Below are 16348 nucleotides of genomic sequence, written 5' to 3' on the forward strand. Positions count from 1 at the left end.
GTCAAAGGCGGAAACCCCGATGAACAACATCCTCACCCTCCCCGCCCGCGAACTGGTGCGCCGCATCAGCCAGCGCGAGATCACTGCCGAAGCCGTGGTACGCGCCTGCACCGAGCGCATCCTGGCCGGCGACACGCGCATCCGCGCGTGGCAATTTTTCGATCCGGCGCTGGCGCTGCAGCAAGCCCGCGCGCTCGACGCCGGCACTACCGTCGGCGCGCTGCACGGCTTGCCGATCGGGGTCAAGGACTTGATGGATACGGCCGACATGCCGAGCACCTACGGCTCGTCGCTCTACGCCGGCCATCGTCCGGGCACCGACGCCGCCGTGGTCGCGATGAGCCGGATCGAAGGTGCGATCGTGATGGGCAAAACCGTCACCACCGAGTTCGCCACGTTCCAGCCGGGGCCGACCTGCAATCCGCGTGCGCCGGTCGATCAACCGCACACGCCGGGTGGCTCGTCGAGCGGCTCGGCAGCCGCCGTTGCTGCCGGCATGGTACCGCTGGCGTTCGGTTCGCAGACCGCCGGATCGATCATCCGGCCGGCCGCGTATTGCGGCATCGTCGGCTACAAACCGACCCACGGCACCTTGCCGCTGGCCGGCATCAAGCCGCTCTCGCCCAGCCTTGATACGGTCGGCGTGCTGGCGCGCAGCGTCGACGATGCGGCCTTCTTTGTCGGCGTGCTGGCGCGCTTGCCACTGCACGTCGTCGCGCATGGGCGGCTGCGTGTCGGTATCTGCCATACACCGCACTGGGACCGCGCCGGTGATGACTCCCGCGCCGCACTTGCGCAGGCCGCCCGCCTGCTCGAACAGGCCGGTGCCGTGCTCACCGACCTGGTTCTGCCGGCAGCCTGCAACGGCCTGACCGCCGCACAAATCGACATCATGGGCTACGAAGCCAGCGCCGCCTTTGCACCGGAATTACTGACTGGCGCGGCCGGCCTGAGCGATGCCTTCAAGCACTTGCTGGCGTCCGGACTGGCCGTAGATGGTGCCCGTTTTTTTGCTGCGCAAGCGCTGGCGGCCAACGCACGACTGGCGGTCGATGCGCTGTTCAACCATGTAGATATCGTGCTGGCACCGAGCACCGAAGGCGAAGCACCGGCCGGCATTGCGGCCACCGGCGACCCCGTATTCAATCGCCTGTGGACCCTGCTCGGCAATCCGTGCGTGCATGTGCCGACCGGCACCGGCAGCACCGGCATGCCCATCGGCGTAACCCTGATCGGCCCGCGCCGGGGTGACGCCCGGACCATCGCGGCAGCACGTGAACTCGAACGCCAGCTGTCATGAACTTACCGGAGAACCCATTGAATGTGATGCACCCTGCTGCCGAACAGGCACAAGACCACGTCAACAACGACAGGCTGCAAAACGCCATCGCCGCCCTGGCCCACTTCGGCGGTCGCACTGATGGCGGTGTCGCGCGCGAAACCCTCACTGCCATCGACCTGGCGTCGCGCCGCTATCTGATCGACCAGGCCCGCGCGCTTGGTTGCGAGATCTCGGTCGACGCATGCGCCAATCTTTTTTTCCGGCGCGCGGGTAGCCATCCCGAACTGCCCGCAGTACTGACCGGCAGCCATGGCGACACCCAGCCGGTCGGCGGCAAGCTCGACGGTGCGTATGGCGTGCTGGCCGGACTCGAAGTCATCGCCGCGCTCAATGATGCCGGCATCACGACCTTGCGCGCGATCGACGTGGTGGCCTGGACCAACGAAGAAGGCAGCCGCTTCGGCCCCGGTGCGATGGGCTCGAGCGCGCATGTCGATCCGTCGCGGCTACCGGGCTACCGGACGGCGCGCGATAGCGACGGCATCTTCTTCGGCGATGCGCTCGACAACGCGCTGGCCGAAGTGGCCGATCTGCCGCGCCGCCCGATGCCGCTGCCGCTGGCGGCCTGCATCGAACTGCATATCGAACAGGGACCGGTGCTGGAACGCGCCGGCATCGCGCTCGGCGTGGTCACCGGCATCCAGGCGGTGCGCTGGTTCACGGTCACCTGTACCGGCATGGCAGCACATGCCGGCACCACGCCGATGGATGAACGGGGCGATGCGATGGCCGCTGCAGTAGGGGTCGCACAACAGCTGTACCAGCAGGCCGCGCGCGAATCGGCGCATCAGTTGCGCCTGACGCTGGGCCGCTGGCAGGTCAGTCCGAACTCGATCAACACCATCCCCGGCAAGGTCACGTTCAGCGTCGACATGCGCTGTGGTGATGACGCAGTACTGGAACGTTTCGAGCACGCGCTGCGCGCGCTGTTGCAGAACGCGGTCTGGCGCGGCAGCATCACGGTCGAACGGATTTTTTTGCGTGCGCCTACGCATTTTCCGGAGTCGATGCTGGGCCTGATCGAACAGGGTTGCACGCGCGCCGGCAACGCCGCGCCGCTGCGGCTGACATCGGGTGCGTTCCACGACGCGATGTATCTGGCCGGGCATTGTCCGACCGCGATGATTTTTGTGCCGAGCAAAGGCGGCATCAGCCACAATGCCGCCGAAGCCACCGATCCGCATGACCTGTTGCTGGGCGTGCAGGCGCTGGCGTATGCAGTGACGGCGCTGGCCAGCCGGTAATTTTCTCGAGAGGATGCATTGACTACTTTGCGCAAACGGGTGCTGGGGATAGCACCCGGCAGCACCACCGCAACGCCCGCCACGCTGGGATTACGACTGCGCCATGCCCGGCTGGTCGCAGGCCTGACGCTGTTGCAGCTGGCGCAAAAAGCCAGCTGTTCGGAAAGCCTGATTTCAAAAATCGAACGCAGTCTCGCAAGCCCGTCACTGACCATGCTGCACCGGCTGGCAGTGGCGCTCGACACCAACATCGGCATCCTCACCAGCGAAGACGGACCACCCGACAGCCCGATCATCCGGCATGACGAACGTCCGGTACTGAAGGCCGGCGGCATCGCGCTGGAGCGGCTGGTGCTGCCAAAACGGGGTGGGCTATTGCAGGCCAATATCCATGTGGTGTTGCCCGGAGAAGGCAGCGATGGCCTGATCGAACATAGCGGAGAGGAAGTCGGCTACGTGCTCGAGGGGACGCTCGAACTGACGCTGGGGGAGACCCGCTACGAGCTCGGTCCCGGCGACGCGTTTGCGTTTCCGAGCCATGTGCCGCACGGGTATCGCAACACCGGGAATAATGTCGCGCGGGTGTTGTGGGTGAATTCGCCGGCGACGTTTTAGAAGTCGACGGTTACGCCCGCCCCCACACTCTTGTGCGAGTAGTTGTAATCAATCAGCGTCTGGCCATAACCGGTAAAGCCCTGAACATAACCCTTCAGATTCCGCGTCAGTGGAAACGCCCAGCCAAGCTGCACGGCACCGCGGTCGGTGCTGAAGTTTTGCCGCATCGTCGCGGAGAATTCATGCCCGCCCTGGCGGTAGCTGGCTTGCACGTCGCCATGTCCCATGTAAGCCAGGATGTCCGGATTATCGTCATTCGAACCACCGCCATCGAGCCGTTTCCAGACCCGCGCCAGCAAAGTGAAGCCGCCTTCTTCGAGTCCGATCTGGGCGTACAACCGGTTCCAGCTACGTGACAGCGTGCCCGATTGACCGTTGGACTGATGCACCAGACCGAAGTTAAGCATGCGCGCCGTGATGCCGGGCAGGCGGAAATTGACTGGCACCACGGCCATGATTTCAGGCTGGTAGTTGGTCTCGCGGAACGGGCTCGAGGCCGACTTATTGAAGGCTTGCCAGTAACTCTGCTGCGTGTAGCCGAACCATAAATCAAACGGGCTGCCGGCGACCTGCTCGACCAGTTTCATCTTGAAACCGAGCTGAAACGTCAGCTCCGCATGCTTGATGCGCATGCCCTCGAGACCCGCCTCGCCGGCCGCCGCGCGAAATGGCGCGTAGTTCGGCGCACCGCTGTAATTGGCCAGCAGCAGATAATTCGAACGATACGAACGGAAGTTGGTGGTGCCACGCTTGAGGTTGTCGGCCAGTTCCCATTCCTGCGCCAGGACCGAGGTTTCGCGGGTGGCGGGTTCGTCTGGATTGAGCAATGCCGGCGTCGGTGCGGGAGTCGCCGGTTCGATCGGGTACATCAGCTTCATCGCCGGTGCCGCGAGGCGGTCGTAGCAGGCCAGGCGCTTGTCGGCATCGGCCAGTTCGGCGCAGATAGCCAGCGTGCTGAGTTCAAGCTTTGCAGCATGCGCTGCCAACGGAGACAATACGGCCAGCATCGGCACGGCAAAACGGAAAAGCGAGCTCATGTCTGATTCCTGAAGAAATGCGTGGGTGGAAAACGTGTCGGATTTTCGCATGTTCTCATGACAACTACCTGTCGTCATTTAAATATACTGACCAGTGCAATCGACACAAATCAGCGGCGCCGCCGTGCCGGCAGCGTTGCCAGCAGCACACCCGCCAGCGCCAGCGCGAACGCCAGCAATTGCACCCCGCCCAGGCGCTCGCCGAGCACGAGCACGCCGACCAGCGCGGCACTCACCGGCAGCAGCACCGTGAAGATTCCGGCTTGCGACGCCGGGATTGATTTCAGCCCGGTCATCCACAACCAGACCGACCAGACACTCGACGCCAGTCCGTAAAACACTAGCAGCGACCACATCGATACCGTCACCGGTGCGAAGTCGAACTGCCACGCAGCGACGATGCCCATCGGCGTCATCAACACAAAGCCCCACAGGTTGATGACGGCGCTGATGCGCTTCGGGCTGAGCACGGTCGTGAGCTGCTTGCCGATGACTGCGTACGCTGCTTCGCACAGCACCGCACCAAACACCAGCAGGTTGCCCAGCCAGGCATTCTGGTGCGCGACGTCCTGCGCCGGCGATTTCGATAGCGCCAGGATGCCGATGCCGAGCGCACCGCAAGCCACCGCCGCCCAGATGCGCAAGCCGATGCGTTCCTTCAGGAAGATCCAGCTCATCAGCGCCACCACCGCCGGAATCGCCGACAGGATCACGCCGGCAGAGACCGCGCTGGTCATGCTCACGCCGGTGATCATGCACAGCGTGAACAAAAAATTACCGAAGAACGATTCGAGGAAGACCAGCCGGCGCATCGGCCGGCTCAGCGGCAACTCCATCGCCGGCTTTTTCAGCCAGGTCAACATCGCCAGCCCGCCGATGCCGAAGCGCAGCCACGCCAGCAGAAACACCGGAAAGACCAGCGCCAGTGGTTTGGTCAGGGCGACATAGCTGCCGACCAGGGCCATGCTGAGGGCGAGGCAGGTACAGGCGGCGAGCTTGTTCGCTGAAGAATTCATCGGCCGGTCAACGACCGGATGGGACTCGAAACGCCCCCGCCTTCAGCTTCGGCTTCTTCGGTTTCTTGACCACCTGCCCGCTGGCATTCGTCTCCGGCACGCGGTGATCCGGTTCGAAACCTTGCTCGGCATTACGCTGCAGATTTTGCCCGGTCAGCATTTCGATCGCGGCCAGCAGTGGCGCTTCGTCGGCGCATAACAGCGAGACCGCCATGCCGGATGCACCGGCGCGACCGGTGCGGCCGATCCGGTGGATGTAGTCCTCGGCCACGATCGGCAAATCGAAATTGACCACCTGCGGCAAGTCATCGATATCGAGTCCGCGCGCGGCGACATCGGTGGCGACCAGGATTTGCACGTCACGCGACTTGAAGCCTTCGAGCGCCCGCAAGCGCGCCGGCTGCGGCTTGTCGCCGTGGATCGCGTCGGCACGGATGCCTTGCGCCAGCAGGATGTCGACCAGCTCGTCGACTCCGCGCCGGGTCTTGACGAACACCAGCACCTGGCCCCAGCGATGCTTCTTCAGCAAATGCAGGAACAGTTCGGGCTTACGCTTCTTGTCGACCGGGATGGCCCATTGCTTGATGGTCTTGACGGGGGTGTTGCGCGGGCTGATTTCGATACGCACCGGGTTATCCAGCAGCGTCGTCGACAGGGCCCGGATCTCGTCGGAAAAAGTGGCCGAGAACAGCAGGGTCTGGCGCTTTTTGGGCAGCGCGGCAAACACTTCATCGAGCTCGCGCGAAAAACCGAGGTCAAGCATGCGGTCGGCTTCATCGAGTACCAGCGTTTGCAATTGCTCGAACTTGACGGCGTTCTGGCGGTACAAATCGAGCAACCGGCCCGGCGTCGCGACCAGCACATCGAGGCCTTTGCGCAGCTTCATCATTTGCGGATTGATGCTGACACCGCCGTACGCGACATGCGTGCGCAGCGGCAGCGAGGCGCCGTATTCACCGAAGGCCTGATGGACTTGTTCGGCCAGTTCGCGGGTCGGCACCAGTACCAGCACGCGCACGCAATTGCTGCTGACCTGCGGGCCCTCCATCGTCAGGCGCTGCAGTAGCGGCAGCGCAAAGCCGGCGGTCTTGCCGGTGCCAGTCTGGGCCGCGGCCATCAGGTCGCGACCGGCGAGCACGGCGGGGATGGCTTGCGCCTGCACCGGGGTGGGTGTGCTGTAGCCGAGAGTGTCGAGGTTGCGCTGCAACTGGTCGATCAGGCCGAGCTTGGAAAATGTCATGGATTACCGATGCAAGAAAAACAGAAAAATTAGCGCTGCGCCTGCTGGTGCAAGGCGACAAACAACTTCGTGAGGGCCGCGAGCACGGCATCGAAATGCTGCTCCGGTTCGATCCGGTCCCAGATGTAATGCAGCATGACGGCTTCGAAACGATTGCCGCGGCGCTTGTTGCTGGCGGCATGCGCGCGCGAAATCGCCTTGATGAACTGGCGTCGCATGTTGGGCAGTACCGGCACATGTTCGCTGTCGTCGAGGAACTCGAAACCGGAGGGCAGCGGCGCACCCTTGAACTCGGATTCGATCAGCTCGAACACGCCGGCCGGCATTTTTTCGATCAGCTCGCAGGCACTGGCTTCGAGCTTCAGGGTCAGCGTGAAGCCGGCCGGATAGACCGCGCCGTCGTCATCGCGCTCGGGCAGGAAAGCCGCCATGCGCAACGAGTATTCGGCGCGATGGGCATCTTCCCAGGCGTTGTCCTCGAGCGAGCGGGTGCCGTGCCAGAAGAACATCGTGCCGGGTGTGCCGGGCTCGTCCTTGTCCGGGAAAAATTCGACCGCGACCTCATCGGCATTCGCACCGGCGCTGGCCAGCATCTGCAGCACCGGCACAGCCAGATCGGCCAGCAGGGAGGCAGCGATCGCCGAGGTCGTGACGGTGTCGGCGTTCGACAGGTCTTCGACGATGTAGGTATTGAGCGTCTTGAGCAGAGTGTTGGGCTTGAGTGCGGAAATTGGATTCATGATCAGTGGGGCGATTGATGATGGCAGGGACACTTATCGTACCCGATGAACGGCGTGCAAAAGAAATCACCGTAGAACCAAATGAATCGGACACAATTTAATTGTGTCCTGAAAAACGGAAAAGCCCGAACTCGTTACAAGTTCGGGCTTTCGTATTTGGTTGCGGGGACAGGATTTGAACCTGTGACCTTCGGGTTATGAGCCCGACGAGCTGCCAGACTGCTCCACCCCGCGTCTGAGTCCAAGACAATAGCACAGGTCATCCTCAATACCAGCATGGTTTCGGAAATTAGTCCCTGATGCGCCCATCAGATGGCAGGGGCTAACGCCGTTTCCTGCAACCGTTAGCGCGGCCCGATCAATAGTCCTGGCCAGGAACCACTAGCCAAAAAGCCGGCGTACTCGTCGATCGCCTTGCTGTGGCACTTGCCTCGCGATAGTTTATCTTTCAAAATCGGAAAACCGTCATTTGAAAGATAATTCATGGAATATTCCTCGAAGCTTTCCGACTTGCAATCCAAACAGCAAATCGATATCAGTCAGACATACCAAAGCTGGCGTCAGCTCACGGCCCATTACCGTGCCTCGTACGCAGGAGGCATGGGCTGGAAAAACATAGGCGGAAAAGACTATCTTTACCGCGTGACAAACCGCACCGGGGGGGCGCGCAGCCTGGGCCCGAGATCACCGGCTACCGAAGAAATCTATGCAAAATTTCATGACGGAAAAGTCCGGGAAAAAATGCGACTCAAGGAGTTGACGGCATCGCTGTCCATCCTTGCCGGTGGCGCACGGGCGGGAAAAATTAATAGGGTGCCCCGAATTACCGCCAACATTCTTCGCAAACTTGATGAGCAAGACGTCCTCGGACGCAATCTCGTGGTCATCGGCACGAACGCCGTCTATGCCTATGAAGCCGCTGCCGGATGCCTGCTCGATACCGGCCTCACGGCAACCACGGATTGCGATCTCTTGTGGGATGCCAGGACGACCCTAAGATTGGCTGGACCAGAGGTGCGCGACGGCGGCTTGCTCGCTGTTCTGCAGTCCGTTGATAAAAGCTTTCAGGCAACCCACGCAAATACGTTCAGTGCCGTCAATAGCAGCGGCTTCATGATCGATCTGGTCAAAGCTGCACCTAGCCCCCCCTGGAGAGCAGAGGCATCAAAACTTGCCGAATACGATGCCCTGTCAGCCTCGGAAATAATCAATTTAAAGTGGATGCTGGCAAGCCCGAAATTTGACGCCACCGCCATTGGCGAGGATGGCTTTCCCGTACCAATCATCGCGCCTGACCCGCGCGCCTTTGCCATTTATAAATTGTTTTTGAGTCGCCAGCCAGAGCGGGATCCGGCAAAAAAAGAGCGTGACAACCGACAGGCTTTTGCCGTTACAGAACTTATCGAAACGCAGTTCACCCACCTGCCATTCGACCACGACTCACAGCGCATTTTTCCCGCCGAAATGCGAGGACTGGTCGATGAACTGCGACAGCCATTTATTGGCCGGGAAGATCACGAAGACTTGCCTGAAGCCTTCAAACAAAAAGAATAGCGGCCTGACGCCACACTGTCCGGAGCGCGTTGGCCCACGCAACGCACTCCGAAAACTGGCATCATGCCCGCTCGTCCACATTCGCCCCCCTCATCAATGACCCTCCCCGCCACCCCTGACCTGCCCTCCCGCCTGACCACACTGGACGCTCCCGACGGCGCGCGTATCGCTGTCTCGCTGCATGGCGGCCACCTGTGTGCATGGCGCAGCGCCGATGGCATCGAGCGCCTGTTCCTGAGCGAGCGCACGCGCTGGGATGAGGTCAGCGCCGGCATCGCCTCGATACGCGGCGGCATCCCGGTGGTCTTTCCGCAATTTTCGGGGATGGGGGCTTTGCCCAAACATGGCGTGGTCCGCACGGTACCGTGGACGCTGCTGGAAGCGTCGCCGGAGGCCGGGCTGATGCGCCTGGGCGTGACGGATTCGGCGGCGACGGCGCAGTTTGACGGCCGGTTTGCCCTTGAACTGCAACTGCGTTTTTCAGGGCTGCAGCTCAGTGTTGAACTCATTATCACCAACACCGGTGAACGGCCATTCGACTTTACGGCGGCCTTGCATACCTATTTGCGCACGCCGGTTGACGCGGCCCGGATCACGGGCCTGCACGGCCGGCCTTATCTCGATTGCACGGTCGAGCCGCGCACCATGGTCGTCGATGACGACACCGTGCTGACCATCACACAGGAAGTCGATCGCATCTACGCGGCGCTCGCCACGCCGGTCACGCTGACCGGTCCGGACAGCGCGCTGGCGATTAGCCAGAACGGCTTCGAAGATGTCGTGGTCTGGAATCCGTGGGCCGGCAAGGCCGCCGCCCTGCCCGATCTGATGCCGCACGACGAACGCCATTTTCTCTGCATCGAAGCCGCACTCATTGATCATCCGCACACGCTGCATCCGGGCCAGTCATGGCAAGGCCGGCAGCAGCTGTGTGCCACCCCGCTTTCTGCAACAACACAAGGAGCACCTGCATGAGTCACCTGTTTTCTCCGTACGCCTTTGGTCCCCTGCCCCTGAAAAACCGCATCGTTATTTCGCCGATGTGCCAGTACTCGGCCATCGATGGCAAGGCCACCGACTGGCACATGATGCATCTCGGCAGCCTGTCCTTGTCCGGCGCGGCATTGATGTTCACCGAAGCGGCAGCCGTCGAAGCAATCGGTCGCATCACGCCGGCCGATCTGGGCCTGTATTCGGACGAGACCGAGGCGGCGCTGGCGCTGGTAGTCAACGCGATCCGCCGGTATTCGTCGATCCCGATCGGCATGCAACTGGCACACGCCGGTCGCAAGGCATCGTGCGCGGTACCGTGGGAAGGCGGCAAGAACCTGAGCACGGAACACGGTGGCTGGCAAACCGTGGCACCGTCGGCGATTCCGTTTTCTGCCACCGACACGATGCCGCTGGAACTTGATGCAGCCGGTCTGCAGCGTATCCGCGATGCCTTCGTCGCCACCGCGCTGCGGGCAGAACGGCTCGGCATCGAGGTACTGGAGCTGCATGCGGCGCATGGTTATCTGCTGCATGAATTCCTGTCGCCGCTGTCGAACCAGCGCAGCGACGAATACGGCGGCAGTCTGGAAAACCGGATGCGCTTTCCGCTGGAAGTTTACGACGCCGTGCGCGCTGCAGTGCCGGCCGGCATTCCGCTGGGTGTCCGTATTTCGGCCAGCGACTGGGCTGATGGCGGCTGGGATATCGAGCAGAGCGTGGTGTTCTGTGCGGCGCTCAATGAACGTGGCTGCGCGTTTATCGATGTCTCCAGCGGTGGCACCTCGACCGCGCAAAAGATTCCACTCAGCCCTGGCTATCAGGTGCCGTTCGCCGCCCGCATCCGCGAAGAGACCGAGATGCCGGTCATCGCGGTCGGCCTGATCACCGAAGCCGCCCATGCCGAGCAAATCCTCGCCGATGGCGACGCCGACATGATCGCACTGGCCCGCGCCATGCTGTACGACCCGCGCTGGCCGTGGCATGCCGCGGCCGAACTGGGTGCTTCGATTGATGCTGCGCCACAGTACTGGCGGTCTCAGCCGCATCAGCTCAAGGCGCTGTTCACCAGTACGATTCCGGGCGAAGCGTAAACGGCAGCGCGGGCACGTGATAAGCGTGCCCGCGCGAACCGAAAATATCTGCCAGCCGGTGTGTCCCCTTATGGCATCGCCGGCGAGACCCGCCAGATCGCGTTGCCCACATCATCGGCCACCAGCAAAGCCCCCTTGCGATCAATCGTCACACCAACCGGCCGGCCGAGCGCTTCGCCGTCGGCGTTCAGGAAACCGGTCAGCACGTCTTGCGGCATGCCGTTCGGTTTGCCATCAGTGAACGGTACGTAGACCACCTTGTAGCCACTCGCCGGCTTGCGGTTCCATGAACCGTGCTGGCCTACAAACGCACCGCCAAGGTATTTTTTCGGTAGCAATGTGCTCTCGTTGAAGGTCAGGCCCAGCGAGGCGGTATGCGAGCCCATTGCGTAGTCCGGCACCAGTGCCGTGGCGACCAGGTCGGGGCGCTGCGGGGAGACGCGGACATCGACACGCTGGCCGTAGTAGCTGTAAGGCCAGCCGTAAAAGCCGCCATCCTTGACCGAGGTGATGTAATCCGGCACCAGGTTATTGCCCAGTTCGTCGCGCTCGTTGACGGCAGTCCAGAGGGCACCGGTTTTCGGCTCCCAGCCCATCCCGTTCGGATTGCGCAAGCCGGTGGCGAAGACGCGTGACTTGCCGCTGACCGGGTCGATTTCGAGGATGGCGGCGCGGCGCTCTTCGTTCTCGATGCCGTTTTCAGCGACATTGCTGTTCGAGCCGACCGTCGCATATAACAGCTTGCCGTCGGGGCTGGCGAGGATGTTCTTGGTCCAGTGATGATTGATCGCACCGGCAGGCAAGTCGGCGACCTTCATGCCGGGCTCGGTGATTTCGGTCGCGCCGCTGGTGTACTTGAAGCGCATCACGGCATCGGTGTTGGCGACATACAGGTCGTTACCGATCAGCGCCATGCCGAACGGCGAATTCAGGCCGGACAGGAAGACCGAGCGCGTTTCGGCGATGCCATCGCCATTGGCGTCACGCAGCAGCACGATACGGTTCGGACTGGCCACGCCGGCACCGGCACGCTTCATCACGACACCCATGAAAAAATTCTTGATGGTGGCAATGAACCCGGACGGCTTGTCGGTATTGGCGGGCTTGTTGCTTTCGGCAACCAGCACATCACCGTTTGGCAGCACGTATAACCAGCGCGGATGATCGAGACCGGTGGCATAAGCATTCACAGCCAGGCCCGCAGCCGGGGTCGGTGCGGCACCCAGCGGCCAGCCTTTGGCACTGGCGATGTTCACGGTCGGAATCAGGTTTTTGGTTGGCTCCGGCAGCGTCGGATTCGGGCCATAGCCGGGATCGACGGCCAGGTCGGCAGCGTGGATAAGCGGGCTGTAGAGCAGCGCAATCAGCAACGGAAGACGCAATGGCAGGGTTCGGTAGGTTGTCATGGAAACTCTCTTTCTGGAACGGGAACAGGTGGGGTCAGGATAGCCGGACATTGAATGGGACGCTTGGGCAGCCCGCTGGCCATCCGGCAGGAGCGGCGCGGATCGCCCATCAACGCGCGTAATTCGTCGATGCTCAACTGGCTGGCTTCGCGCATCAGGATCAGGATGGTGCCTGCCACGGGGCGACGCCCTTCGCGGATTTCCGCGATTAGTGCCACGGAAATATGGAGCGCCTTCGACAGCTCGACATCATTGTGTACATGCAGAAGCTGCTTGAGAGCGATCAGCAGTTTGTTCGCGTCATACGGGTGGTGACTCAACATTATTGATCACTGATTTTTAGGTACCGCCGAGCATACGCATCCGTATCCATGGCGTATGTTCAATGGCGCACATAGCGAGCTCGAATTCCCCGCGCGCCGTCACGGTCCGGTTACGCACAAGTAATCAAGCTGTCACGATCCGGCAGTTATGATGCAGCAGCAACCCCGCCATTTACGAGAAACCGGACGCACGATGCTTACCCACTACGCCAACGATGAGCGTCTGATCATTTTCGATGCCGACGGGACGCTGATCGATGGCTTCAGTGCCATTGACCGGACTTTTTCCGCCAACGGGATGGACATCGGCAAACTCGAGAACTTCCAGAAACGCCGCAAGCTGCTCAAGTACCTCGGTGGCATCAAGGAGTTTCCGGTCAATCTGCGCAAGCAGTTCGGCAAGCAGAACCGCAAGCTGCTGCGCGCCACGCTGACCGACGTGTATCGCGACGAAGCCGTGATGTATCCCGGTCTGGCCGACCTGCTGCGCGACGTGCTGGCCACGCCCGGCCTACGCGTCGCCCTGGTCACGCGCAATGTCACGATCGAACCGGCGCTCACGCTGGGCAAACTGTTTGCGCGCCACCAGATCGATATCGAGGCCTTTGATTCCGTGGCTTGCGTGCCGCTGGGCCAGCCCAAGTCGACCGCGTTTCGCGCCATCCGCAACCAGTACCTGATCAACCCGGCACGTGCCTACGCCTGCGGTGACGAGCACACCGATTATCTGGCGGCGATCGACACCGGCATGCATCCGTTCATGGTGTCGTACGGCTTCGAAGACCATCAACGCCTGACCGAAAAATTCGGCGTGCCCGACGAGGTCATTTCGCGTTCGCCCGATGAGGTCAGCGCGCGCATCCGGCACGGCCTCGGGATCATCCGGACCGGCTGATCACAAGCAACTACGAGCAACTACAAGTAAATACAGACAACCGATTTTTGGCGAAATACACGCACGGCAAAGTCAAATGCCCGAAAAAAATCCTGTCATGTAATCGTCAGGTCACGCGCGCTTTCTAGAATGAGCCCACTTTATTACTTGATAAATGGATAACTCATGCGCCTCCTTTCCTGTAGCAGTGCAGTCCTGCTCGCTCTTTCCGCGCTGGTCGCCGGTTGCGGAGGTGGCAATCCCGGCACCTCTTTACCGACCAATCAACTCAGCGCATCAACGATGATGGTCAACGCTGCCGGACCAGGTGCGATGCCATCCTGCCCTGCACCGGCCAACCCACTGCAGAGCGTCAATGCCGTGCAGGGCGCCGGCAAACTGAGCCCGCTGGCCGGCCAGCAAGTCAGCGTACGCGGCGTGGTCACAGGTGATTTTCAGGCCGCCAATCAGCTCAACGGATTCTTTATTCAGCAGCCGGTACCGGACCAGGATGGCAAGACCTCCGAAGGGATTTTTGTCTACGCACCGGCCTCGGCCACGCCGGTCAAGACGGGCCAGTACGTGCAGGTCAGCGGCACCGTCGAGGAATTCAAGAGCGGCAGCACCGACCCCGAACGCGCCACCCGGATCAGCCAGCTGAGCCGCGTCGACCTGTGCGGCAGCGGCCCGGTCATCAAGGCCCGCAAGCTGGCCTTGCCGGTCGCCAGCCTGGATGAACTCGAGGCGCTCGAAGGCATGCTGGTCGAGGTCACCGCTCCCCTGACCGTCACCGATACCTACACGCTAGGTCGCTACGGCGAACTGCGCCTGTCGGCCAACGGTCGCCTTTACCAGCAAAACAATCATCCGGTGCTGACCGACCGCGCCGCGATTGCCGACCTCAATGCGCGCTCGCAAATTCTGCTCGACGACGGCGCAGCGATCTCGAATCCGACGCCGATTCCGTACCTGAGCGCCAGCGACAGCAGCGGCACGCGCCGGGTCGGCGACACCGTCACCAATGTGCGTGGCGTACTGACCTGGGGCTTTGATGCGTGGCGCATCGAACCGACGCAGGCACCGACTTTCACGCCGGCCAATCCGCGCACCGCCACGCCGGCGGCAGTCGGTGGCAGCCTGCGCGCCGGCAGCCTCAATGTGCTGAACTACTTCACGACACTCAACCAGCGGGGTGCCAACAGCAGCACCGAACTACGACGCCAGCGCGATAAGTTGGTAAGTACTATCGTGGCGCTCGATGCCGATGTGCTGGGCTTGATGGAAATCGAAAATACCGCGACCATCAGCCTGGCCGACCTGGTCGCGGCGGTCAATGCAAAGAAGGGAGCCAATACCTACGCGCTGGTCAATAGCGGCACCCCCGGCACCGATGCGATCAAGGTGGCGATGATGTACCAGCCGGCCCGGGTCAGCCTGATCGGCCAGCCGCAGGTGCCGGCCGATCCGGACTTTGGTGTTGATGGCGGGCTGCGTCCGCCGCTGGCGCAGCGCTTTGCGGCGATCGACAACAACGGTAGTTTCTGGTTCGTCGTCAATCATCTGAAAAGCAAAGGTTCGTGCCCGTCCAGTGCCAGCAGCGTTGACCGCGACGACGGTCAGGGATGCTGGAATGTCTCGCGCGTTCGCCAGGCTACCGCCCTCAACAAATGGGTCGGCCAGCTGGTCGCCAATTCCGGCGAAGCCGATGTACTGATGGTCGGTGACTTCAATGCCTACCTCAATGAAGATCCAATCAAAACCATCGAGGCAGCCGGCTTCGAAGACCTGCTCAAGCGCCTGCCCGCCAGCGACCGCTACACCTACGTCTTCAATGGCGAAAGCGGTGCGCTCGACCATGGTCTGGCCAGCAGCAAGCTGTCCACGCAAGTGAGCGGCGTGACGGTCTGGCACATCAATGCTGACGAACCGATCGCGCTCGATTACAACACCGAGTTCAAGACCGATGACCGCTATGCCGTCACGCCGTATCGTTCGTCGGACCATGATCCGGTGCTGGTCGGCCTGAACCTGACGGCCGACGCCGCCATCATCGAACCGGTCTTGAGCGCGACCTTGCCGACGGTCGGACAAGCCGGTATCGCCACCACCGTCAACGACATCAACGCGATCCTGTCAAAAGGCGCGACCAGCGGCACGCTGAGCATCAACCGCGGCGACGGCAGCGCCACGCAGGTGCTGGCCTTGAATGCCACCACCGCCTCGTTCACGTACGCCAGCGCCGGTACCTTCGTCCTGCACTTGCAGCTCGACGACAGCAACGGCAAGCGCGTGGCGCTCGACGGTTCGGTAGTCGTCAGTGCCGCGCCGGCACCATCGACCGGCAGCGATGTGTTCTTCAGCGAATATGTCGAAGGATCGGGCAACAACAAGGCCATCGAACTGTTCAATCCGACCGCGGCGACGGTCGACCTGACGCTGTACCGGATCAAGCTGTTTTCGAATGGCGCAGGCAGCGCCAGCCAGACCTTGCCGCTGACCGGCACCCTCGCGGCGGGTGCCACGCTGGTGCTGCATCACGGCGCATTCGCTAATCCGGCGGCCATCGCCGGGACAAAAATCGCCAGCAGCAGCATCGCCAATTTCAATGGCGACGATGCGCTCACGCTGGAAAAAAACGGCAGTGTCATTGATGCCATCGGCCAGGTCGGCTTTGATCCCGGGTCCGAATGGGTTGCCGGTGCCGCCTCGACGCTCAACCGCACATTGCGCCGCAAGAGCGGCATTACCGGCGGCAGCATTCCACCGAATGCACCGGCCTTCTGGGATATCGCGCTGGAATGGGATGCCTTCGCCAGCGACACCTTTGATGGCCTCGGTCGCCGCTGAGTTGCGCGCCTGCCCCTATCACTCCC

Annotated in this window: 15 protein-coding genes and 1 tRNA gene; 8 read left to right on the forward strand and 8 right to left on the reverse strand. The window is 62.0% G+C overall.

The genetic code is table 11. From position 1 onward, the window contains the following. Positions 1 to 19 precede the first annotated feature (19 nt). The 3 genes from RHM62_RS16215 to RHM62_RS16225 are packed head-to-tail and all read left to right on the forward strand — an operon-like array spanning position 20 to position 3201. Positions 20 to 1300, forward strand: a complete 1281-nt coding sequence (locus RHM62_RS16215) for an amidase (protein WP_322123089.1) — start codon at positions 20 to 22, stop codon at positions 1298 to 1300. 26 nt (positions 1301 to 1326) lie between these two features. After that, a complete protein-coding gene (locus RHM62_RS16220; protein WP_322125430.1) occupies positions 1327 to 2586 on the forward strand; it encodes a M20 family metallo-hydrolase in 1260 nt (419 codons plus the stop codon). Positions 2587 to 2613: 27 nt separating this feature from the next. Next, positions 2614 to 3201 carry a cupin domain-containing protein gene (locus RHM62_RS16225; protein ID WP_416172335.1) on the forward strand — a complete coding sequence of 196 codons (588 nt, stop codon included), beginning with the start codon at positions 2614 to 2616 and terminating at the stop codon, positions 3199 to 3201. On the opposite strand, the gene RHM62_RS16230 is transcribed toward RHM62_RS16225, so the two are convergent. From RHM62_RS16230 to RHM62_RS16255, 6 genes are all read right to left on the reverse strand, one after another. Next, positions 3198 to 4238, reverse strand: coding sequence for a phospholipase A (locus RHM62_RS16230; protein ID WP_322123091.1), 1041 nt, complete (start codon positions 4236 to 4238; stop codon positions 3198 to 3200). The genes RHM62_RS16225 and RHM62_RS16230 overlap by 4 nt on opposite strands. 110 nt (positions 4239 to 4348) lie before the next feature. Further along, positions 4349 to 5254 (reverse strand): DMT family transporter, encoded by a 906-nt coding sequence (locus RHM62_RS16235; RefSeq protein WP_322123092.1) that lies wholly within the window; start codon positions 5252 to 5254, stop codon positions 4349 to 4351. A 7-nt stretch (positions 5255 to 5261) separates the two neighbouring features. Continuing rightward, positions 5262 to 6494, reverse strand: a complete 1233-nt coding sequence (locus RHM62_RS16240) for a DEAD/DEAH box helicase (protein ID WP_009667610.1) — start codon at positions 6492 to 6494, stop codon at positions 5262 to 5264. Between the two features lie 29 nt (positions 6495 to 6523). Continuing rightward, positions 6524 to 7234, reverse strand: a complete 711-nt coding sequence (locus RHM62_RS16245) for a hypothetical protein (RefSeq protein WP_009667609.1) — start codon at positions 7232 to 7234, stop codon at positions 6524 to 6526. A 157-nt stretch (positions 7235 to 7391) separates the two neighbouring features. Continuing rightward, a tRNA-Met gene (locus RHM62_RS16250) sits at positions 7392 to 7468 on the reverse strand. A 110-nt stretch (positions 7469 to 7578) separates the two neighbouring features. Next, on the reverse strand, positions 7579 to 7719 hold the full coding sequence (locus RHM62_RS16255) for a hypothetical protein (RefSeq protein ID WP_322123093.1): 141 nt from the start codon (positions 7717 to 7719) through the stop codon (positions 7579 to 7581). On the opposite strand from RHM62_RS16255, the gene RHM62_RS16260 reads away from it, so the two are divergent. The 3 genes from RHM62_RS16260 to RHM62_RS16270 all read left to right on the forward strand — a co-directional run bounded on the left by RHM62_RS16260 (position 7718) and on the right by RHM62_RS16270 (position 10872). Next, the gene (locus RHM62_RS16260) at positions 7718 to 8788 is read left to right on the forward strand and encodes a nucleotidyltransferase domain-containing protein (protein ID WP_322123094.1); all 1071 of its coding nucleotides are present in this window, start codon (positions 7718 to 7720) and stop codon (positions 8786 to 8788) included. The genes RHM62_RS16255 and RHM62_RS16260 overlap by 2 nt on opposite strands. A gap of 63 nt (positions 8789 to 8851) precedes the next feature. Then, on the forward strand, positions 8852 to 9763 hold the full coding sequence (locus RHM62_RS16265; RefSeq protein ID WP_322123095.1) for a D-hexose-6-phosphate mutarotase: 912 nt from the start codon (positions 8852 to 8854) through the stop codon (positions 9761 to 9763). Further along, the gene (locus RHM62_RS16270; protein ID WP_322123096.1) at positions 9760 to 10872 is read left to right on the forward strand and encodes an NADH:flavin oxidoreductase/NADH oxidase; all 1113 of its coding nucleotides are present in this window, start codon (positions 9760 to 9762) and stop codon (positions 10870 to 10872) included. Before RHM62_RS16265 ends, RHM62_RS16270 begins: the two co-directional genes overlap by 4 nt. Before the next feature lie 68 nt (positions 10873 to 10940). On the opposite strand, the gene RHM62_RS16275 is transcribed toward RHM62_RS16270, so the two are convergent. Together RHM62_RS16275 and RHM62_RS16280 are read right to left on the reverse strand one after the other, a co-directional pair. Next, positions 10941 to 12278 carry a sorbosone dehydrogenase family protein gene (locus RHM62_RS16275; RefSeq protein ID WP_322123097.1) on the reverse strand — a complete coding sequence of 446 codons (1338 nt, stop codon included), beginning with the start codon at positions 12276 to 12278 and terminating at the stop codon, positions 10941 to 10943. Next, the gene (locus RHM62_RS16280) at positions 12275 to 12601 is read right to left on the reverse strand and encodes a hypothetical protein (protein ID WP_322123098.1); all 327 of its coding nucleotides are present in this window, start codon (positions 12599 to 12601) and stop codon (positions 12275 to 12277) included. Before RHM62_RS16280 ends, RHM62_RS16275 begins: the two co-directional genes overlap by 4 nt. 193 nt (positions 12602 to 12794) lie before the next feature. Here RHM62_RS16280 and RHM62_RS16285 point away from each other — a divergent pair, with 193 nt between their 5' ends. Next, positions 12795 to 13496 carry an HAD family hydrolase gene (locus tag RHM62_RS16285; protein WP_322123099.1) on the forward strand — a complete coding sequence of 234 codons (702 nt, stop codon included), beginning with the start codon at positions 12795 to 12797 and terminating at the stop codon, positions 13494 to 13496. Positions 13497 to 13661: 165 nt separating this feature from the next. After that, a complete protein-coding gene (locus RHM62_RS16290; RefSeq protein ID WP_322123100.1) occupies positions 13662 to 16322 on the forward strand; it encodes an ExeM/NucH family extracellular endonuclease in 2661 nt (886 codons plus the stop codon). The last annotated feature ends 26 nt before the right edge of the window (positions 16323 to 16348 follow it).

Origin of the sequence: Actimicrobium sp. CCC2.4 (genome assembly GCF_034347385.1) — a bacterium.
GTDB lineage: Bacteria > Pseudomonadota > Gammaproteobacteria > Burkholderiales > Burkholderiaceae_D > Actimicrobium.